Origin of the sequence: Flavobacterium sp., from assembly GCF_041392005.1 — a bacterium.
Taxonomy (GTDB): Bacteria; Bacteroidota; Bacteroidia; order Flavobacteriales; family Flavobacteriaceae; genus Flavobacterium.
On record NZ_JAWKMX010000003.1, the window covers coordinates 1 to 22137 of the forward strand.

The window sequence follows — 22137 nt, forward strand, 5'->3', positions numbered from 1 at the left end:
TAGAAAAAGTGCGCTACAACTAGGAACTGACGTGTTTTTTTCACGATATTTACGTGATTATATTCAGTTTTCTTCTGTGGCTTTTCCGACAGATCACAAAAGTTATACCGATGCCGATACCGATTATAAAAGAGTTGGTGTATTTATAGGACATGAACTTTTTATCAATAAACTGTCTATTGAAACGCAATTTGGTTATTATGTTTATAAGCCATTTCACTACGAAATTGATGTGTACCAACGGATTGGTTTGAAATATTATGTATATAAAAATTGGTTTACTGGAGTTGGATTAAAAACACACGGAGGTAGAGCAGAGGCCATTGAAGCAACTGTAGGAGTGAGGTTGTAAAATAGATTATAGAGCAAAGAAAAAAGAGCAAAGACTTTGTTATATATTATTTTGATTGCTTTTGATTAAATAAAATATGAATAAATATTTTTACATACTACTTTTATTGATTACTGCAAGTTGTGGTATATCTGAAGATTGTTTTAAAGGCAACGGTAATAAAGTGACTCAAACCTATAATGTTGGTGAATTTAAGAAAGTTAAAGTGTATTCAGGTGTGGGCTTAGTGGTAAAAGAAGGCATAAATTATGAAGTTAGAATAGAAACCAGCGATAATATTCTAGATGAAATAGAAGTGAGTTTACAAGGCGATATGCTAGTGGTAAAAGACAAATCAACCTGTAATATTGCACGCGATTATGGACTAACAACGGTGTATGTAACCGCACCTAATTTGGAAGAAATTCACAGCAAAACCGAACAAGACATAAGAAGTGATGGGGTATTGCAGTATGGTTTACTTCGATTATTTGCAATGGGCGACGACGGCGACGGCGATGCAACAGGAAATTATTATATAAATTTAGCATCATCAGGACAATTTGTTATTGAAAGTAATACGGTAACTAATTTTTTTATTGACGGTCATTGTGAAGAAATGCTATTAAATTTTTATTTTGGCGACGGAAAATTTAAAGGCGAGAATTTAGAAGTAGAAACAATGAAGATATATCATAGAGGCTCAAACGATATGATTGTAAAACCCATACAAAGAATAGAAGGACAACTACTTTCTACAGGAAATGTAATCTTAAAAAACAATCCGCCAGAAGTGAATGTTGAAGAATTATTTAGCGGACGTTTAATTTATTTCTAACATGGAAGATTTTAAAATAATTTGTTTAACACCTGTTTATAACGATTGGGAAAGTTTTGAAATACTCTCACAAAAAATAATAGCACTTCAAAAACAAATAGCTGCAAACATTAAAATAATTGCCATTAATGACGGTTCTACAGAAGCTATTAAAGAGACTATTCTGAATTTACCCAACGTAGAAATAAAAAATTTAAAAACAAATGTTGGTCATCAAAGAGCTATAGGAATAGGGTTACAATATATTTTTAACGAAGAACAAAACTATAATTATGTCGTAGTAATGGATAGCGACGGCGAAGATAATCCTAATCAGATTAAAGAATTGTTAGAAAAAGCAATTAAAGAAAACAACCAAAAAATTATATTTGCTCAGCGGAAAAAAAGAACAGAATCATTAATTTTTAAAACAGGATATTACTTTTACAAGGCAATTTTTAAATTTTTAACGGGTCAAACAATTAATTTTGGAAATTATAGTATAATTCCTAAACAATTACTTAGCAAAGTAGTACATCAAAGCAATTTATGGAATCATTATTCTGGTGGAATTATACAAGCTAAAATTCCCTACGATAAAGTACATTTAGATAGAGGAAAACGCTACAAAGGAAAATCTAAAATGAACTTTAATAATTTAGTTTTACACGGATTAAGTTCAATTTCGGTTTATTTCGATTTACTTTCTGTAAGAATATTAAAATTTACATTATACGGAATAGCCCTATGCTTATTATCGGTATTTTATATTTTGTATCAAAAATTATTTACAGATAATGCTATTCCAGGGTGGGCATCGAGTTTAATATTAATAATTTCGGGTATTATATTACAATTATTTTCAGTAACTCTTATAGTTTTATTGTTACAATTAAGTACTAGAAAAAATATTAGTGTGCCAAATACAAAAATTTATAAAGAGTTTATAGAAGGTACTAATAGTAATAATTTGGAAAATGAATATATTAAATACGATTAAAAATAATTATTGGTTAATTGTTATACTAATATTAGGCTCTATATTAAGATTTTATAATATTGATTTTCAAAGTATTTGGTTAGATGAAATTCACACAATGAATGAAGCTAATCCAAATCATTCAATATTACAAGTTTATAATTCAGTATATAATGCAGAACAGATGCCTCCATTATATTTTATAATTATTAACATACTTTTTAAAATTTTTGGTTATACATCTTTTGTGTTAAGAGCATTTTCAGCAATCTGCGGCATTGCTTCTATTTATTCGACGTATTTGCTTTCAAAAGAGTTTTTTAATAAAAATGTAGCATTAATTTCAGCAGTATTAATTTCTATAAATTATTTTGGAATTTATTATTCTCAAGACGGACGGCCTTATACTTTTTTATATTTATTTACAACAATATCGTTTCTTTTTTTGGTAAAATTTATAAAAACACCTAACATAAAAAATAGTTTTCTTTATGGATTGTTTACAGCTTTAATGATTTATGGTCATTTTTTTGCATTATTTATTTTATTTTCACAGGTTTTAACATTGTTGTTTTTTATTATATTAGTAAATAATAAAGACAAATGGAATTTAATCAAATTGAGTTTGTTTTCAGGAATTGTGATAATTTTATTACACATTCCTTCGTTTAAAATATTAGCTCAAATTTCTCAAATTCAATCTTTTTGGGTTGAAGCGCCTACAAAACAAGTATTTACTACAATATATAATCAGTTTTTTGGAGAATCAGAATTTTTAATTTTTTTAACAGGAATATCATTTGTTTTATATTTTGTGAACATATTTAAAATAGAAGATAAAGAAATTAATTATCAAAATATAGTAAAAAATAAAAAAACATTCAGTTTTATACTTTTTATTTTTTGGATAACAATAACGTTAATAACTCCTCTTATAAGATCATACTTATATGTTCCTATGATTGTTAACAGGTATTTTATGGTATTATTACCAGTTGTGTTAATAATAGTTTCTTATGGCTTTTATCAAATAAAATCAAAACTATTGTTAATGTTTATTTTATCTATTTTTATTTTATTTTCATTAACAGACATTTTTATTGTAAAAAGCTATTATACAGAGCCTACCAAAACACAGTTTAGAGAAGGAAGTAATTTTATTATTCAGAATAATAAAAATAAGACTAAGGTAGTTTCAAGTTTAGGTTGGTATTTTAGTTATTTTTTAGACAATGACACAGTAAAATATGAAATAGTTAATAAACCATTAGAAAGTTATGTAGAAGAGATTAAAACAGACACAACGAAATTAGAAAATTTTTGGTACATTGATGCTCATAATTCACCATATCAACTAGGTGAAATATCAGAAAATTTTTTAGAAGAAAACTATATAATAGAAAACAATATAGACTTAATTGATTGTTGGGCAAAACTGTATGTAAAAAAGACAGACGAATTAAAGACGATAGATATTTCTAAATTAAATACAGTTAAAATAAGTACTTCTTCAGAAATAAATTTTTGGATTGAATCTTTTCAAGTTCAAAACAATGAAGTTGATATTCATGGTTGGGCATATTTGAAAGGTCAAGACGCCTATTCTTCAAGGGTAAAATTGGTTTTAATAGGTAAAGAAGAAGCGTTTGAATTTCCTGTTCAAATGAGTCGAAGAATTGATATTACTAAAAGTAAGAAAGATGGTTTTAATTATGACAACAGTGGTTTTGCGGGAAAATTAAATATTAATAAGTTAAAGAATGGAGAATACAGAATAGGCCTATTAATATTAAATAATAGTCGAAAAGAATTAGTTATAACAGATAAAACTTTTATAAAGTAAAATCAGATAATTTAAAACAAAAATTATCTTCTTTTTGAAAGAAAATTTATCGTATGTTTATTTTTTACATTTTATAAAGAAATTAAAAAAATGTGTAGTTTTGCAAAAAAAAAAAATGAAAACAAATAATTTATTTTTAGCATTTTTTATGCTTATAACGCTTATTGGTTGTAAAAAAGAAGTATCAGAACAAGAACAAAACCAACCAGTTGAAAAATTAGATAATGCTTTTACAGTTACATTAAATGCTGTTGTTAAGCAAGATGATAGTTTTCAATTGTATTATAAAGATTTAGACGAAGCTCCTTACGAAGAAAAAAACTCAATGTTTATAGAATTCAAAGGGAAAGCAGAACCGCAAGATATTACTTTTAAATTACCACAAGACGAATTACCAAGTTTTTTTAGACTTGATTTTGGAACCAATAAAGCCCAAGAAGAGATACTTGTTAATAGTTTAAAAATATCTTACTTAGACAAGACAATTGAAGCTAAAGGATTAGACTTTTATAAGTATTTTGTTGTAAACGAAGCAACAATGGACAAGGACAGTTTAACAACTGTATTAAAGCCTAAAATTACAAAAGAAGGTACTTATGATCCAATTACATATTCCAATATGGAACTTTATAATGAGTTACAAAAACTTATTAAATAAATAATAAAAAATGCTGTTTTACAAAACAGCATTTTTTATTTTAAATAATATTGAAAAATAATTAACTTCGTTCTATTACTTAAACCCCTATTTTGGAAGCATATCTATCAAAAAAGTTAAAAATAGTTTCTCTGTTGTTAATGATTATGGTTGTGTTTTTACACAGTTATAATTTAGACACAAAAGGACTACCCGCTTCATTAATAGAACATAAAGGATTTAATTGGTTTCTTCAAAATTTTATTTCCTATGGTTTAACAAGAATAGCTGTACCACTGTTTTTTTTAATTTCTGGCTTTCTTTTTTTATACGATAAGAATGTTGCATTCCAAAACTTAGTCTTTAAGATAAAGAAAAGAATAAAAACACTATTATTACCCTTTTTGCTATGGTCTTTTATTGGAATACTTTTTTATTATGTTATCCAATTAATTCCGCAAACGCAAAGTTTTTTTACAAATAAAAGCATTTCAGAATATTCAATTTCAGACTGGGCCGATAAGTTGCTTTTTAACCCAATTCCGTACCAACTATGGTTTTTAAGAGATTTGTTTTTATTAGTGATTTTATCACCTATTATTGTTTTTATTCTAACGAAAGTTGACTATTTTTTTGTTGTTATAATTTTACCTTTTTGGTTCTTAAACCTCAATTTTTTTATTCAATCAGAGTCAATTCTATTTTTCTCTATCGGAATGTTAATTGCCATTAACGATTTAAAAATAAACATTAAAACAGCAATGTTTAAAAACGGATTATTATGGTTATTACTTTTATTTTTAACAATATGCTTTAAATATTTTAATCAAGAAGTTTTATCGGTATTTACTTTTAAGGTGTCTATACTTGTTGGCATCGTAAGTTTTTGGTATTTGTATGATTATTTCTTTTTGAAATTTCCAATAGTTTTTACAAAAATTGAGAAAATTACATGGGCTACTTTTTTCATTTTTTTAGCACACGAACCCATATTAACTATTGTAAAAAAAGGATTGTTTTTCGTAATGGGAAAAAGCCAAACGACAATTTTTATAATTTATTTATTAACTCCTATATTTACTGTGTTTGTATGTTTGCTTTTTGGAAAGTTTTTATTACGCGTTTCTAATAAATCCTTTTTCATATTAACAGGAGGGAGAAATTGAATGTAATTGATAAAATAAAAAATAAATTATTTGGATAAAATTTTAGAATTAACACCAAATGAATTTTTTAATCATTTTATTTTTAAATTATATATTTGTAATGTAAAGTAATTACATAAATTGTATACATTTTTTAAAAGAATATTTTTTAACAAAACTATAAAAAACTTTAGTGTTTATGGTTTTGGACAAGCCGTCAATATCGTAAGTCCGTTATTAATAACTCCTTATTTGGTAGCTGTTTGTGGGTTAGATAAATTAGGAATTATTGCTATTGGTCAATCAATAGCTTATATTCTTATTGTTGTAGTAGATTATAGTTCTTATATAATAGGCGTTAAAGATATTTCTATTAACAGAAATAACAAATCTGAGTTGGAAAAAACATATACCATTATATTTTCCTCTAAATTATTTCTATTGTTTTTTGTGCTATTTTTTGTGGGTTTAATAATTTGTTTTATTCCATATTTTAATAAGGAAAAAATGGCCTTTATTTTTAGCACATCAATAATTATAGGACAATTTTTAAACCCAACATGGTTTTTTCAAGGAATCGAGAACTTTAAATGGATTACTATAATTAATGTGTTATCAAAAATAATATATGTTTTAGGAATATTTTTTTTTATAAAAACAGAGAGTGATTTTATATATGCAAATTTATGGCTTGGTTTAGGTTTAATACTTTCAAACACAATTGGTTTAATATGGATTGCAAATAAATTTAAGTTTAAATTTACAGCTATTTCTTTTTCAGATATTAAAAACTATATTGTTTCAGATTTTTCATTTTGTGTTTCACAATTATTCCTAGCAACACGCAATTACTCATCTATATTAATTGTTGGGTTTATTGGTGGCGATTATTTAGCAGGTCAGTTTAAAATCGTAGAACAAGTTATAAATCTTTTTAGAACTTATTTACAGATGTTTTTTAAATTTTCTTTGAGTTATGTTTTTTTTGAAATGAACAAAAGCTTTAAAGCAGGCTTCGAGTTATGGAAAAAATTTAATGTAAGTAATTTTATTATTCTCTTATTTTTTGTGTCAATAGCGTTTATTTTTTCTGAAAAAATTCTTCTATTCCTTAAAGTAAACCGCAACGAATTAAATGAATTAAACCTATATTTGCGAATAGCATTAATAATCCCTTTGCTAATAGGAATTACACTTCCATTGGAACAATTGCTTTTTAGCTTAGAAAAAAAGAAAGTATATATTAAAATAACAATTTTTATTACAGTACTAAATATTTTAGCGTTGTTAATAGCAATGAATTATTTTAAATTATATGGTGTTTTAATAACATTAATAAGCGTAGAAATTTTATTAGTTATTATTTATTTGAAAACATTAAATTTATTTTCAAACAACATAGTTAATAAACACAAAATAATAGAAAATAAATGATTAATAAACTGAAGTTATTATATAAAAAAATACATCAAAAATGGAATTATGATGTGCATAAAACACTTCTATTAAATGGAAAAATTCTTTCTTCTTTAAATAATAAAAAAGAAAATATTGCAAGTTTAGATGAAGTTGAATTTCAAGTTTTTTCTCAAAGAGGAGAAGACGGTGTAATACAATATATTATAAATAAAATTGAAATACCCAATAAAATCTTTGTGGAGTTTGGAGTGGAAACTTATACAGAATCAAATACAAGGTTTTTGTTAATGAATAATAATTGGTCTGGTTTAGTTATAGATGGAAGTAAAAAAAACATAGATTTTATTAAAAATGATTTTATTTACTGGAAGTATGATATAACAGCAATTGAAAGTTTTATAACTAAAGATAATATCAACAATTTAATTTCTAATTATACTACTATAGAAGATATAGGTTTATTAAGTGTAGATATTGACGGAAATGATTATTGGATTTGGCAAGCTATAGAAACAATAAAACCAAGAATTGTTATTTGCGAATATAATTCTGCTTTTGGCGCTATAGAAAAGGTAACGGTTCCCTATAAAGAAAATTTTATTAGAAGGAAAGAGCATTATTCTGAATTATATTTTGGGGCATCATTAGCTGCATTTTGTGATTTAGCAGATAAAAAGGGATATGATTTCATTGGAACTACTTCTGCGGGTGTAAATGCTTATTTTGTTAGAAAAGATTTGTCTTCTCCATTCAAAAAATATTCTTCAGAAAACGGATTTAACGAATCAGATAACAGAGATTCCAGAGGAAAAAAAGGGGAATTACTTTTTCTAAGACACTCACAGAGGATTAAAGTTATAAATCACCTACCAATTTATAATATAGCTACAGGCCAAATTGAGCAGATAAAATCTTTAAATTTGTAGCATGATGCTAGCTCAAAAAAATCAAAATATATATCAAATTTTTTATTTTTTATGTATTGCAGTTACATACCTAAATAACTACGAATTAACTTTTTTTGTTTGGGGATTAACTTTTTTATTAACAATAAGAAAAACCTATTCCTTACAAATTATAAAATTAATTTTACCGTTTATCCTTATATTATTTGTTGCCACAATTATTTCTTTTTTCGAAGATTATAAGCTTTTTTATAAAATAAGAGATTTAACCTACTTATCAAAACCTATTTTAGGCTTATTAGTAGGATACCAGCTTTTTAGAAGAAAAGATAGTTTGTCGAACGCATGGTTAAAATTAATTAATGTAGGGTTAATTATAGCACTGGTTCACTTAGCAATTGCTTTTTTTGTAATTATTAAGAATAAAAGTTTTTACATAAACGATATTCGTGCAGCAGGCGGATATTTTAGCGATTATGAAATTTATATCTTAATTCTTTTAATTTTCAAGGATAAATTTAAAATTAATATAACTACAAAAAAAAGAAATTTACTTTTACTAATTATTGGGCTTTCTTCTTTTTTATACTTATCAAGAACCAATTTTTTGCAGCTCATCATTCTTTATTTAGGGATAAAAGGATATTTGATACTTACAAAAAAATCAATAAAAGTATTTTTAATAACAACAATATCTGTACTAATTGGCTACTCGGCTATTTTGTATTATAACCCTAAACGACAAGGAACAGGGCTCGATGGCTTTCTTTATAAAATGAAAAACGCGCCAATAGAGCCCTTTAAAACCAAGATAGACAAAGGCGATTGGAAAGATTTTAACGACAACTACAGATCTTATGAAAACATTATAACGGTAAAGCAAGTTTCTTACAATGGGTTTTGGGCTATAATGTTTGGAGAGGGTTTGGGTTCTAGGTTAAATTTAGGAAGAAAAGTATTGTCAAACGATGGCGAATATGTTCAATTTATACCCTATGTTCATAATGCTTATATGACTGTTTTTTTGAAATCGGGAATTTTAGGTGTAGTACTTTTAATTTATTTTATTTTTCTTCTTTATAAAACAGGAAAGCGTTTTATAAAACAAAACGAGATACCAATTGGTAATCTATTAATAGGAAGTAGTATATTTTTAATTTTATCAAATTGGGTTTTTTTAGGGTTTTATTTAAAATTAGATAACAAATCCATTTTAATAGGTTTTATAATAGCAATAGCTGAACAATTAGTAAAAAACAAGAAAACGTTAGATGCAAAATAAAACGAAAATATTTATTGATTGTCATGTTTTTGATCATGGATTTCAAGGAACTCGAACGTATATTGAAGGAGTTTACAAAGAAATGATTAAAATGAACCCAGATATCGAATTTTATTTTGCAGCATGTAATATAGATAACTTAAAAAAATGTTTTGGAGAAGAGCCAAATGCTCATTATGTACAATACACATCTAAAAGTAAATTTTTTAGATTACTTATCGATATACCAAGATTAATTCAAAAAAATAAAATAGATTTTGCCCACTTTCAATACATCGTTCCACCAGTTAAAAGGTGTAAATACATTGTAACCATTCACGATGTTCTTTTTATTGATTTTAAACAATATTTTTCTTTTAAAAAAAGAATGGTTAATAGTGTTTTATACTTTTTAAGTAGTAAAATATCAGATATAATAGTAACGGTTTCTGATTATTCTAAGGAAAAAATTCAACAACATTTTAGTTCAAAAAATGTTTTAGTAACAGCAAATGCTGTAGCAGAAGAATTTTATGAGGATTATGATAAGGAAAAGATAAAGCGTAAATTGTATTTAAAATATCAATTAAATAATTATATTATTTACGTTAGTAGATGGGAACCAAGAAAAAATCACGAATTAATTTTAAACTCTTTTTTAAATTTAAAATTATTCGAAAAAGATTTTAAATTGGTTTTTGTAGGCGACGTTTCTAATACAAATCCTAATTTCGAAAAAATTTTTAATAATTTGCCAATAGCCGTGCAAAATAAAATCCTTTTTTTAAAAAAGGTAGAACACAAAGATTTAATACAACTTGTACAAGGAGCTACAATTTCTGTTTATCCTTCAAAAGCCGAAGGTTTTGGCATTCCAGCATTAGAATCTGTAGCAGCAAAAATACCTACACTTATTTCCAATAAAACAGCAATGTCTGATTTCAGCTTTATGTCTCAATATAGTTTTAATCCATACAAACAAGACGAATTCGATGAATTACTTTTGCACACACTTGAAAATAAAGATAGAATAGACTTATTTTCGCTACAAAAATCTTGTAAAGAAAAATATTCTTGGACACACGCAGCAAAAACTTTAACGAAAGCGCTAAAGAATTAAACTATTGATTTTTAGCCGTTCCGCTACCAAATAACTTATTTTTAGTTTGTACTAAAAAATTATAATTTTTAGCCAATTGTTTTTTGAAGAAAGATGCATCATCTTTTGGAAACCAATCTGTTGTTCGGGGTGTTTCTAAATGACGATTATGAATTTGATAAGCATACGTAGCTATAGAGGTTCTATAGCGCCCTTCAGGAAAATTAGTCATGTCATAGCCATGTAATGTGTAAGGCGCACATTGTTGAATTATTAACCTGTTAAACGGAACATCTAATTCTGTTTCTTCGTCAGTTCTTAAATCTCTAATTTTTAAACCACCTTTATATTCTTTTTTCCAGTCTTTGTTTAAGTATAAAAGTAAGTTTAATTCTCTATACCAGTTTTTGTTAATAGGATGATAATTAAAATCAAGGTGCATATCTAAAAAACTGTTCTTTTTACCTTGATGTAAGCCACCGCCATGGTTTTTAGGATCTACAAAAACTTTTTTAGCAGTTATATACGATAAAATTTTATTAAAGCGATCCGAGGATAAATCGTTATATAGTTCATCTAATTCAGGAGATAAAACTTTATAATTAGATTTTTCAAATTTGTTATTAGCAAAGGCATAATCTCTACTTTTGTTTTCAAGCTCAGGTATCGAATTATAGGCTCTATTTAGTTTTTCTTCATCACAAAAATTATCAATAACTAAATATGGGAAGGGTTGTGCCGTTAAATAGTTTAATCTTAGAGATTCTTTATTATTTTCTAAATATTCAAAATTTATCATAGCTTTTTAATCTTCTTAGTTAACAAAAATAGTAATTAAAATGATATTTTGATAATGACAATTGTCATATTGATAAAAAAAGCAAATCTATTATCTTCTATATAAATGAGAACACTTATTTTTGTTATTTGTTAAATGAAATGAAATGAAAATAGGAATACTTGGTACACGGGGAATACCAAATTATTATGGAGGTTTTGAGCAATTTGCAGAATATTTTGCTACGTATGCTGCAAGTCAAAAACACGAGGTTTTTGTGTATAATTCTCATAAACATCCTTTTAAAGAAAAAAAATTCAAAGGAGTTTCTATTATTCATTGTTATGATCCAGAGTATCTTATTGGCACAGCAGGACAGTATATATACGACTTAAATTGTATTCTAGATTCTCGAAAACGAAATTTTGATATCATTCTACAATTAGGCTACACAAGTAGCTCGGTTTGGTTTAACATACATCCTAAAAACGCTATTGTTATTACAAATATGGATGGTTTAGAATGGAAGCGAACAAAATATTCTAAACCCATACAAAAACTTTTACTGTGGGCCGAAAAATTAGCGGTTCAAAAGAGCAATGCACTAATTTCGGATTCAATAGGAATTCAAAATTACATACAACAAAAATACAAAACAGATAGTGAATATATTGCTTATGGGGCTTATGGTTTTAACGAACCAAAAGAGCATGTTTTAAAACAGTTTAATGTTGTTCCATACAAGTATAACATGATTATGGCCAGACTTGAACCCGAAAACAATATAGAAATGGTTTTAGACGGTGTAGTTTTAAGTAATGACAAACAAAGCATACTGGTTATTGGTAATTACAATACTAAATTTGGTAGTTATTTAAAAAATAAATTCAAAAATTTTAATACTATTAAATTTATTGGAGCATTATACGATATCGAAATCTTAAATAACCTTCGCTATTTTTCAAATCTTTATTTTCACGGGCACACCGTTGGCGGAACAAACCCTTCATTATTAGAAGCTATGGCATCTCAAGCTCTTATTGTGGCTCATGAAAATGAATTTAATAAAGGTGTATTGCAAGAAAACGCATTTTATTTTTCAAATCCAGAAGAAATTAAAAATATAGTAAATACTGTCAAAAAAAATGATAACTTGCAGTTTGTTCAAAACAACTTTAACGCAATAAAAAATGATTTTAATTGGAACAAAATAAATGAACAGTATTTACTATATTTTAAAAAATGTTTGGATAAAAGGTAAAAACGCGCAACAAGAAAATGTTTTCTTTTTACCGTTATTACTGCTGTTGCTTACTATTGCTTTACCGTTAGGTGTAAATAATGTAGCTTTAATGGTAGTAGTATTGTCTGTTTTTCTACAATATAAAAAGCTAAGTTATAATTTTAATATTTCGTTTGTCTTTCCAGTTTTATTATTCTTGTGGATGGCACTTTCTTATTTTTGGTCAATAGATAAAGAAAGAACATTGCAAGCAATTCCAAAGGAATTAATTTTGTTTCTTCTACCGCTTATTTATTTATTCTTACCAAGGTTTAAAGAAAAAACAAAACAGTTTTTCATTACTTGTTACAGTTATTCAATAGTTGCTTTGGTTTTGTTTTTTTTAATACGAGCAATAGTACGTTATTTATTAACCGGAGACACGAGAGCTTTCTTTTATCATGGCGAGTATGACGATGATTATGGTTTAGTGCCAAAACTATTAAACGCCATTCATGTTTCCGTTTATGTTTCTTTGGCATTTTTTAATTTTTTTATTAAAAAAACGAAATCTAAGTTAGATTATGTAATAATCGCTTTGTTGTTTGTTTTTGTGCTACTATTATCCTCTAAAAACATTATTGTTGTATTTGTGCTACTTACATTAATTTATGTGTTTTTTTATTCAAAAACAGCAAATAGAATGCGATTAAGAAATGTATTTGTAATTGTTGCAACAATTGGAATTATATTGTCTTTTAGTAGAATTAAAGACAGATTTTTGCTTGAGTTTCAATCGAATACAGATAAAGGATTAAGCCACAATATTACCACAATTAAAACAGATGGCGTTCATGTTGTAAGTATTTACGAAGCGTGGAACAATGAAGTTTTTCAACACGGAGATTATTTCCCAGGAACAGCATTTAGGGTATATCAAACAAGAATGTTTTTTGAGTTTTTAAAGGAAGAACCCATTTTTTGGCAAGGATTTGGTCTCAACGCTTCGTTGACTAAACTAATTGAAAAAGAAAAAAAATACAACCTCTACCCAGGTTATGGCACGTTTAATTTTCACAATCAATACATTCAAAATTTTGCCGAATTAGGATTTGTTGGCTTTTTGCTTTTACTTTTACTTTTAGGAGTTTCTTTTTATAAAGCTTTTAAACTAAGAGATTTTATGCACATTTCTTTCACAATTCTAATGATAAGCTTATTTTTGACGGAATCATTTTTGTGGAGACAACGAGGCGTAGTATTTTTTACCGTTTTTTATTGTCTTTTTATGATGCAACTCAAACCAAATAAAAACAAATGAAGAGAGTTTTAATAACAGGCGCAGCAGGTTTTTTAGGTTCACATTTATGCGATCGCTTTATAGCAGAAGGCTATCAAGTAATAGGTATGGATAACCTTATTACAGGCGATTTAAAAAATATTGAACATCTTTTTAAAGAAAAAAACTTTGAATTTTACCACCACGATGTTACAAAATTTGTTCACGTACCAGGTAAACTCGATTATATCTTACATTTTGCATCGCCAGCAAGCCCAATCGATTATTTAAAAATCCCTATTCAAACGCTTAAGGTAGGCGCCATGGGAACTCATAATTTATTAGGCTTAGCTCGTGTTAAAAAAGCACGAATATTAATTGCTTCAACATCTGAAGTATATGGCGATCCGCTTGTTCATCCACAAACGGAAGAGTATTATGGTAACGTAAATACAATTGGGCCACGTGGTGTATATGACGAAGCGAAACGCTATCAAGAAGCGATAACCATGGCGTATCATACGTTTCACGGATTAGAAACTAGAATTGTAAGAATTTTTAACACCTACGGGCCACGTATGCGATTAAATGATGGTCGTGTAATTCCAGCCTTTATTGGTCAGGCTTTACGAGGCGAAGATTTAACCGTTTTTGGCGATGGAAGTCAAACACGTTCTTTTTGTTATGTAGATGATCAAGTAGAAGGTATTTTTAGATTATTACATTCCGATTATCATTTACCTGTTAATATTGGAAATCCAGATGAAATAACTATAAAAGATTTTGCCGAAGAAATCATAAAATTAACAGGCACAAATCAGAAAATTATTTATAAACCACTTCCAAAAGATGATCCTATGCAACGCCAACCTAATACGAATAAGGCTCGTGAAATTTTAGGATGGGAAGCAAAGGTTGACAGATCTAAAGGAATGAAATTAACGTATGACTATTTTAAATCTTTATCGTCTGAAGAATTAGCAAAAGAAGAGCATAAAGATTTTTCTAAATACATTTACTAAATAATTGACACCCAAAACAGGAAGATACTCGCGATATATTAGACCGATACAAACTTTTGCCGATTTATTGATTATAAATTTGCTTATTCTGGTTTGTATGCGTCCTGCAATGAGTAATTTTGGATACCATACAATAATTTCGGGCTTTTGGCTTGTTATTTCATATTATTCGGGCTTTTACGAGGTTTATCGTTTTACAAAAGCAATTTCTATTTTAGGAAAATTAATTAAGCAATTTTTATTTATAAGTTTGGTTACATTTGCTTATGTAGGTTACAAATATAAATATGTAACGCCTTATGAGGTACAAATTTATATTTTTAGCTGCTTTTGTGCAGTTGCTTTTGTAAAGTTTTCAATTTTTTATCTCTTAAAAAAGTATAGGGTTTTTTATGGTGGAAACCTAAGAAAAGTAGTTATCATTGGAAAAGGAAAAAACGTAAATGAATTAGTTGATTTTTTTCAAAAAAATCCAGACTATGGTTATAGTCTTATTCGAACATTTGATTTAAAACTCGAAAAAAGAGCACAATTAGAAGAGGTTTTTAGTTTTGTTAAGTCAAATCAAATTGATGAAATTTACGGCGCATTAAATAATTTATCAAATTCCGATGTGGAAGAAATAATAAATTTTGCAGATAATAATTTAAAAACAATTAAGCTATTACCCGATAATAAAAATGTTTTAATGCGTAATTTGACCGTTGAATATTATGGATACATTCCAATAATTTCCCTTCGAAAGATTCCATTAGAAAAAGAAATCAATAAAAGATTAAAAAGAGGATTCGATATTCTTTTTTCAATTCTTGTTGTTGTAGGAATACTGTCTTGGCTTACTCCAATTATTGCCTTATTAATTAAATTAGAATCCAAAGGACCTGTTTTTTTTAAACAAAAGCGCAATGGATTAAATTATGAAGAATTTTACTGTTATAAATTTAGATCAATGCGATTAAATCCTATTGCTGATTTAGAACAGGTTCAAAAAAACGATCCAAGAATAACACGAATAGGAAAATTTATTCGTAAAACAAGTATTGATGAGTTACCTCAATTTTTTAATGTTTTATTAGGCGATATGTCTGTTGTTGGACCACGACCTCACATGGTAAGTCATACCGAAATGTATGCCAAAAGTGTAGATAAATTTATGGTTCGTCATTTTATTAAACCAGGTATTACAGGGCTGGCACAAACCAATGGATACCGAGGCGAAGTAGAAAACAATAAAGATATAATTAACCGAGTAAAATACGATATTTTTTATTTAGAAAATTGGTCAATTTTATTAGATGTTAAAATTGTTTTTATGACAATTGTTAATGCTATTAAAGGCGAAGAAAAAGCATATTAATGAATGCTTTAGTTTCCATAATTACGCCAACGTATAATTCTGCAAAACACATTGCCGAAACCATACAATCGGTTCAAAATCAAACCTATAAAAACTGGGAATGGATTATTGTTGATGATGGCTCAACCGATAATACAAAAGAGATTATTCTCGATTTTCAAGCGAAAGACACACGTATTCATTTCGTAAAACTAAATCAAAATTCTGGGCCAGCTATCGCAAGAAACACAGGTATTGAAAAAGCAACTGGCGATTTTATGACCTTTCTTGATGCAGATGATATTTGGTTTCCAACATTTATTGAAAATAGTTTAAATACAATTCAAAAAACAAAAATTCCTTTTGTTTTTTCTTCATACAAACGCAGCAACGAAAAACTAGAATTTGTGTATTCTGATTTTATCGTTCCGCAAAAGGTTACCTATACTGATATATTAAAATCAAATTCAATAAGTTGTTTAACGGCTTTTTTAGATATAAAAGCATTGGGTAAAAAATTCATGCCGTTGATTAAAAAACGCCAAGATATGGGTTTATGGTTGCAATATTTAAAAGAAATTCCTTTTGCATACGGCATTCAAGAATGTCAAGCGATATACCGAATTAGAGAAAACTCACTATCGCGTAAAAAGTCGGATTTGATTGTATATCAATGGAAATTTTATCGGGAAGTTGAAAAACTAACTATTTTTCAATCTATTTATTACATGGTGCACTGGATGGTACGTGGTTTTTTGAAATATCGAAATTAACTACAATTCCGATTCAAACTGTTTTAATTTACCGCTTTTGGTTCGTTTCAAAACACTTTTTCTATTGTAAGTAAAATGCAATCCAGTTTCTAAGTATTTTTCAATTGCTTTTTCAATTGCTTCAATTTGTAGCGTTGTGAGTTCTTTATCGCTTACATAATCAATTTCAAAAGTATCTAAAGTTTTTTGGCGTACAATAAATTCTTTTACACAACCATCATCTTCAATAATACTTTTAGTAACATAATAAAAAGTCAATCCAGGCGATTTTTTTCCACTTGGCAGCAGTGCTACATCGCTTGTTCTACCAATAAGTTGTTTTAAAATTGGTTTTTTCCAAGTGCTTTTTTCGTCTAAAATGCCAACATCGCCAATTTCATATCTAATAAATGGATGTGCTTTATTGTACAATGAAGTAATGACTACTTTTCCTTCTTTACCATTTGAAACAGGTTGATTGTTTTCATCTAAAATTTCTACAAATAAAGTTTCTGCATTTACTTGCCAATTTTTATCTGGATTTTGAAAAGCAATTAATCCCGTTTCAGATGAGCCATATTCGTTAACAATTGGAATTCCAAATTGATGTTCTAGCAGTTTTTTATCATCTTCAAAAAGCATTTCTGATGTAACCATACAAACTTTTAAGGAAGGACAAACCGTTTTTAAAACGATGTTTTTTGCTTGTAAATATTTGCCAAACAACACAATAGAACTCGTGTAACCGTTTATGTAATCAAATTTTTTAGTTTTAAATTTTTCTAGAATTTTATCAAATTTTTTCTCCGACAAATCAAATATTGGGAAACGGTAACGGTGACTCAAAAAATCTTTAAAACGCTCTTTAAAATATCCTAATTTGTTTAATGGAATACCATAAAACCGTGCTTGATAAGACGAATTAAAATCGATGTTATACCAATCGAAAAAATGAATGGTTTGCGCCCAAGTGAGTGCATGAGCATATTTATCCTTCGCAAAATAAAAAGGAGTTCCACTAGAGCCAGAGGTTTTATTTAAGTACAAACTTTCTTTATATCCAGTAGATAATCGATTTGATAAGGGTTGTTGCAACTCCTTTTTGGTAATTACAGGTAAATCATTCCAGTTATCTACGTCTAATTTTCCAACTAAATTTTTATAAAATGAATTGTTTTGCAAATGAAAAGCAACAATTTCTTTTCGTTTTGTTTCTATATAATTTTGATAATCTTTCTCCGAAACTGAAAGAATTTGTTCAAATTCAGCTTTCGCTTTGTTGATGTCAAAACCATTAATTTTTAAACTTAAGTCGAAAAGCTTCATCATGAAAAATTCGTTTATTCAAAAATATAAAAACTGAAGGAATCAAAGTTCTTTTTTTCTTCTTTTCTCTTTCTTCAATAAAATGTACTTTTGCACAAAACAACACAACAAATGAAAATATTACTTTTAGGTTCTGGCGGTCGTGAACATGCTATGGCATGGAAAATGGTGCAAAGTGAAAAATGCAACCAACTTTTTGTAGCGCCAGGAAATGCTGGAACAGAACAAATCGCCAAAAATGTAAGTATAAATCCCAACGATTTTGATGCGGTAAAAAATTTGGTAGTAACAGAAAACATCAACTTAGTTGTAGTTGGTCCCGAAGATCCTCTTGTAAATGGAATTTATGATTTTTTTAAAAATGATGCTGAATTAGCTCATATTCCTGTAATTGGTCCATCAAAAAAAGGTGCTCAATTAGAAGGAAGTAAAGAATTTGCCAAACAATTTTTAGTAAAAAATAATATTCCAACGGCGCGTTACGAAAGTTTTACTGCTGAAAATTTAGAAAAAGGTTATGCTTTCTTAGAAACATTACATCCACCATATGTATTAAAAGCTGATGGTTTAGCGGCTGGAAAAGGCGTGTTAATTTTGAACGATTTAGCTAATGCCAAAGATGAATTAAAAAATATGTTGGTTGATGCTAAATTTGGTGCGGCAAGTACTAAAGTGGTAATTGAAGCGTTTTTAAGCGGAATTGAACTAAGCTGTTTTGTATTAACAGACGGAAAATCGTATAAAATATTACCAACGGCTAAAGATTATAAACGAATAGGCGAGGGCGATACCGGATTGAATACCGGAGGCATGGGTGCTGTTTCTCCTGTTCCATTTGCTACACCAGAATTTTTAGAGAAAATTGAAGAACGCATAGTAAAACCTACAATTCAAGGATTACAAAATGATAATATAGAGTACAAAGGTTTTATTTTCATTGGTTTAATAAAAGTTGGCGAAGATCCGTTTGTAATTGAGTATAATGTTCGTATGGGCGATCCTGAAACGGAAGTGGTGATGCCACGCTTAAAAACAGATTTGGTTGAAATTTTTGAAGCTATTGCCAAGCAAGAATTAGATAAAATATCAATTGAAATTGATGAAAGAGCTGCCACAACAATAATGATGGTATCTGGCGGTTACCCAGAAGATTATGAAAAAGGAAAAGAAATTAGTGGTTTAGTAGAAGCTAATACAGATTCAATAGTGTTTCATGCAGGAACTAAGTTAGAAAACAACAAAGTGTTAACAAATGGGGGAAGAGTGCTTGCGGTAACTTCATATGGAAAAACATATCAAGAAGCTATTGCGCAATCCTATAATAGTATTAACAAAATTTCTTTCGATAAAATGTATTATAGAAAAGATATTGGTTTCGATTTATAAACAAAAAAATCCTAATACAAAATTAAATTGTATTAGGATGCTATTTTAAGAACAAATTTTTATCCTAAAAAAGAATGTGCCGTTGTATCTTGGTTATCTTCGTTGTTTGCTTTAAAAATACGCAATTGTTTTATCCAATAAAGTAATGCCGCACAACAAATAATAATAAATATCCAACTAATAAAATTAGCCGCCCACCAGTTAGATAATTCTAATTCTCGTAACCAGTCAAATGGTTTAAATAAAAAATCTACAAAAAGTGAACCTATAGCTTCAAAAAACGATTTCATTTTGATAAAGTGTTATATTTACACCACAAAAATATAAAATATCCCGATGATAACAAGCATTTTTGAAAAAACTCGACCATTAAATTATTTAATTTTAGGCATTTTAGTATTGTTGTCTTTTTTAAGTTATTTCTTTTTTAATAATTTATTTCAAGACGGTTGGGCTTCCCTTTTATATTTTCTCTTTTATTTTGTGGTAACGGTAGCTTCTGTAGCATTAGTAAATTTTATTATTTTAAAAAATAATCTTACTGCTAACAATAATTTTGGCGAATTACTTTTTGTTTTATTTTTACTTTTTTTCCCCGAAATATTTAAAAGTGAAAATATTTTAATAGCAAACTTTTTTCTGCTTCTCGGGTTACGGCGTTTATTATCGCTTAGAACAATGGCAAATGTAAAAGAAAAATTATTTGATGCTTCATTTTGGATTTTTATTGCAACATTGTTTCATTTTTGGGCAATAATTTATATTGTTTTAGTTTTTGTTTCTATTGTTTTAGATTTTTCTCGCGATTTTAAAAATTGGTTAATCCCTTTTATTGCATTTGTTACGGTTGCAATACTTTTTGTAGCACTAAATTTAATATTTAACAATCAAATTATAGCGCATTTAATAAATCAAACAGGTATAAGTTTTAATTTTTATTATTTCGATACTATCTACCAAAATATAGCACTGGCAGTATTTAGCGCGCTAGCTCTTTTGTTTTTTGCGAATATGCTATTTACAACGCATACAAAACCACTTAATTTACAAACAACGTATAAAAAACTTATAGCAGCATTTGTATTAGCAATTGTTATTTTTGTTGTTTCGCCAATTAAAAGTAATAGTTTGTTATTATTTAGTTTAGCACCAATATCCATTATGGGGGCTAATTATATTCAAGCGGTGCAAGGTAAAATAGTCCGCGAGGTTATGTTGATTATACTTGTTGTTTTAAGTTTGTTTTTCTTTATCACCGCTTTATAACTTGCTGCCATAAGCCAAATCGCCCGCATCGCCAAGACCAGGAACAATATATTTTTTTTCGTTCAGTTTTTCATCTAATGCCGCCACCCACAAATGACAATTTTCGGGTAAATTATCTTCTAAAAACTGAATGCCTTCTGGCGCAGCAATTACCACAGCAATATGAATTTCTTTTGGTTTTTGTTCTAAATGCAATTGATTTAAAACCGCAACTAACGATTGCCCTGTAGCCAACATAGGATCAATTAAAATAAGATTTTTTCCTTCAAATGATGGAGCTGCTTGATATTCAACTAAAATTTCAAATTTTTCATCATTATTATAATGATGGCGATACGCCGAAACAAATCCGTTTTCAGCATCATCAAAAAAATTCATAAACCCTTGATGCAAGGCTAATCCTGCTCGTAAAATTGAACACAACACGACAGGTTCTGCAATAGTAGTTGTATGTTTTACACCAAGTGGCGTTTGCACGGAAATATTCTTATATTCTAAAGTTTTACTCATTTCATATGCCATTATTTCGCCTATGCGTTCAATGTTTTTACGAAAACGCATACTGTCTTTTTGTATGGTAACATCGCGTAATTGCGTTAAAAAATGATTTAAAATACTGTTTTCTTCAGAAATATAATGAATGTGCATATGGTAAATTTATGTGAAACATTTCATCGATAAAGGTATAAAAACTATATTTGTAAATAAAATTTAAAATTATGTTTGCTGAATTTGCTTTTCCTATTTTTGAACAAAGTATCAAAGAATATCATATTATTGACGATGTATATCAACCAACAATAAATCCGTTTGAAAAAGGTTCAATTGAGCATTTGTTGTTTGCTAAAAATTGGGTTGACACAGTGCAATGGCATTACGAAGATATTATTCGCGATCCACAAATTGACCCGGTAGCGGCTTTAGATTTAAAAAGAAAAATTGACGCTTCTAATCAAGTAAGAACCGATATGGTTGAATATATCGATAGTTATTTTTTAGATAAATATAAAGATGTAAAGGTAAAAGCCGACGCTAAAATTAACACCGAAAGTCCTGCATGGGCAATCGACAGATTATCTATTTTGGCATTGAAAATCTATCATATGAGTGAAGAAGCCAATCGTGAAGAAGCTACACCAGAACACCGTGCTAAATGTCAAGAAAAATTAAACGTGTTATTGGAACAAAAACAAGATATGTTTACATCAATTTCGCAATTAATTGAGGATATTGAAAGTGGTGATAAATACATGAAAGTGTATAAACAAATGAAAATGTACAATGACGAGGAATTAAATCCGGTGTTGTATCAAAACAAGAAATAAATATATTTA

21 protein-coding genes and 1 pseudogene are annotated in these 22137 nt (G+C 28.0%); 18 read left to right on the forward strand and 4 right to left on the reverse strand.

The features are described 5' to 3' along the window. From R2808_RS02595 to R2808_RS02640, 10 genes and pseudogenes are all read left to right on the forward strand, one after another. A pseudogene (locus R2808_RS02595) lies at positions 1-352 on the forward strand (acyloxyacyl hydrolase); the annotation flags it as partial. 76 nt (positions 353-428) lie between these two features. Then, positions 429-1169, forward strand: coding sequence for a GIN domain-containing protein (locus R2808_RS02600; protein WP_371269382.1), 741 nt, complete (start codon positions 429-431; stop codon positions 1167-1169). Between the two features lies 1 nt (position 1170). Then, entirely contained in the window at positions 1171-2148 is a 978-nt protein-coding gene (locus R2808_RS02605) for a glycosyltransferase (RefSeq protein WP_371269383.1), read from the forward strand. Then, positions 2126-3970, forward strand: coding sequence for a glycosyltransferase family 39 protein (locus R2808_RS02610; protein WP_371269384.1), 1845 nt, complete (start codon positions 2126-2128; stop codon positions 3968-3970). Before R2808_RS02605 ends, R2808_RS02610 begins: the two co-directional genes overlap by 23 nt. A gap of 115 nt (positions 3971-4085) precedes the next feature. After that, positions 4086-4628, forward strand: coding sequence for a hypothetical protein (locus tag R2808_RS02615; protein ID WP_371269385.1), 543 nt, complete (start codon positions 4086-4088; stop codon positions 4626-4628). Between the two features lie 92 nt (positions 4629-4720). Continuing rightward, a complete protein-coding gene (locus tag R2808_RS02620; protein ID WP_371269386.1) occupies positions 4721-5773 on the forward strand; it encodes an acyltransferase family protein in 1053 nt (350 codons plus the stop codon). Positions 5774-5893: 120 nt separating this feature from the next. After that, the gene (locus tag R2808_RS02625; protein ID WP_371269387.1) at positions 5894-7186 is read left to right on the forward strand and encodes a lipopolysaccharide biosynthesis protein; all 1293 of its coding nucleotides are present in this window, start codon (positions 5894-5896) and stop codon (positions 7184-7186) included. Further along, complete coding sequence (locus R2808_RS02630; RefSeq protein WP_371269388.1) at positions 7183-8097, forward strand: hypothetical protein; 915 nt, start codon at positions 7183-7185, stop codon at positions 8095-8097. Before R2808_RS02625 ends, R2808_RS02630 begins: the two co-directional genes overlap by 4 nt. A 1-nt stretch (position 8098) precedes the next feature. Next, the gene (locus tag R2808_RS02635) at positions 8099-9358 is read left to right on the forward strand and encodes a hypothetical protein (protein ID WP_371269389.1); all 1260 of its coding nucleotides are present in this window, start codon (positions 8099-8101) and stop codon (positions 9356-9358) included. Next, a complete protein-coding gene (locus R2808_RS02640; RefSeq protein WP_371269390.1) occupies positions 9348-10457 on the forward strand; it encodes a glycosyltransferase family 4 protein in 1110 nt (369 codons plus the stop codon). The genes R2808_RS02635 and R2808_RS02640 overlap by 11 nt, the downstream gene beginning before the upstream one ends. Before the next feature lies 1 nt (position 10458). On the opposite strand, the gene R2808_RS02645 is transcribed toward R2808_RS02640, so the two are convergent. Then, entirely contained in the window at positions 10459-11235 is a 777-nt protein-coding gene (locus tag R2808_RS02645) for a 2OG-Fe(II) oxygenase (protein WP_371269391.1), read from the reverse strand. Between the two features lie 145 nt (positions 11236-11380). On the opposite strand from R2808_RS02645, the gene R2808_RS02650 reads away from it, so the two are divergent. Genes R2808_RS02650 through R2808_RS02670 form a run of 5 tightly spaced genes read left to right on the forward strand, consistent with a single transcriptional unit; the run spans position 11381 to position 16846 of the window. Next, on the forward strand, positions 11381-12475 hold the full coding sequence (locus tag R2808_RS02650; RefSeq protein WP_371269392.1) for a DUF1972 domain-containing protein: 1095 nt from the start codon (positions 11381-11383) through the stop codon (positions 12473-12475). Next, positions 12429-13757, forward strand: a complete 1329-nt coding sequence (locus tag R2808_RS02655; protein WP_371269393.1) for an O-antigen ligase family protein — start codon at positions 12429-12431, stop codon at positions 13755-13757. Before R2808_RS02650 ends, R2808_RS02655 begins: the two co-directional genes overlap by 47 nt. Beyond that, positions 13754-14737: a UDP-glucuronic acid decarboxylase family protein gene (locus tag R2808_RS02660; RefSeq protein ID WP_371269394.1), complete on the forward strand. Its 984-nt coding sequence runs from the start codon at positions 13754-13756 to the stop codon at positions 14735-14737. The genes R2808_RS02655 and R2808_RS02660 overlap by 4 nt, the downstream gene beginning before the upstream one ends. Positions 14738-14741: 4 nt before the next feature. Further along, a complete protein-coding gene (locus R2808_RS02665) occupies positions 14742-16094 on the forward strand; it encodes an undecaprenyl-phosphate glucose phosphotransferase (RefSeq protein WP_371269395.1) in 1353 nt (450 codons plus the stop codon). After that, on the forward strand, positions 16094-16846 hold the full coding sequence (locus tag R2808_RS02670) for a glycosyltransferase family 2 protein (protein WP_371269396.1): 753 nt from the start codon (positions 16094-16096) through the stop codon (positions 16844-16846). The genes R2808_RS02665 and R2808_RS02670 overlap by 1 nt, the downstream gene beginning before the upstream one ends. Here R2808_RS02670 and R2808_RS02675 read toward each other — a convergent pair whose 3' ends face one another. Then, positions 16847-18154, reverse strand: a complete 1308-nt coding sequence (locus R2808_RS02675) for a phenylacetate--CoA ligase family protein (protein WP_371269397.1) — start codon at positions 18152-18154, stop codon at positions 16847-16849. A gap of 108 nt (positions 18155-18262) precedes the next feature. Between R2808_RS02675 and purD the strand changes: the two genes are divergently transcribed. Continuing rightward, positions 18263-19537 carry a phosphoribosylamine--glycine ligase gene (gene purD, locus R2808_RS02680; RefSeq protein WP_371269398.1) on the forward strand — a complete coding sequence of 425 codons (1275 nt, stop codon included), beginning with the start codon at positions 18263-18265 and terminating at the stop codon, positions 19535-19537. 59 nt (positions 19538-19596) lie between these two features. Here the strand turns inward: purD and R2808_RS02685 are convergent, their stop codons facing one another. Beyond that, a complete protein-coding gene (locus tag R2808_RS02685; protein WP_371269399.1) occupies positions 19597-19827 on the reverse strand; it encodes a uracil phosphoribosyltransferase in 231 nt (76 codons plus the stop codon). Positions 19828-19873: 46 nt separating this feature from the next. Between R2808_RS02685 and R2808_RS02690 the strand changes: the two genes are divergently transcribed. Next, positions 19874-20803: a DUF6427 family protein gene (locus R2808_RS02690; RefSeq protein WP_371269400.1), complete on the forward strand. Its 930-nt coding sequence runs from the start codon at positions 19874-19876 to the stop codon at positions 20801-20803. Here the strand turns inward: R2808_RS02690 and upp are convergent. Further along, positions 20798-21451 (reverse strand): uracil phosphoribosyltransferase, encoded by a 654-nt coding sequence (gene upp / locus R2808_RS02695; RefSeq protein ID WP_371269401.1) that lies wholly within the window; start codon positions 21449-21451, stop codon positions 20798-20800. The two genes, R2808_RS02690 and upp, sit on opposite strands and share 6 nt — an antisense overlap. Positions 21452-21522: 71 nt before the next feature. On the opposite strand from upp, the gene R2808_RS02700 reads away from it, so the two are divergent. Beyond that, positions 21523-22128 carry a DUF4254 domain-containing protein gene (locus R2808_RS02700; RefSeq protein ID WP_371269402.1) on the forward strand — a complete coding sequence of 202 codons (606 nt, stop codon included), beginning with the start codon at positions 21523-21525 and terminating at the stop codon, positions 22126-22128. Positions 22129-22137: the final 9 nt, after the last annotated feature.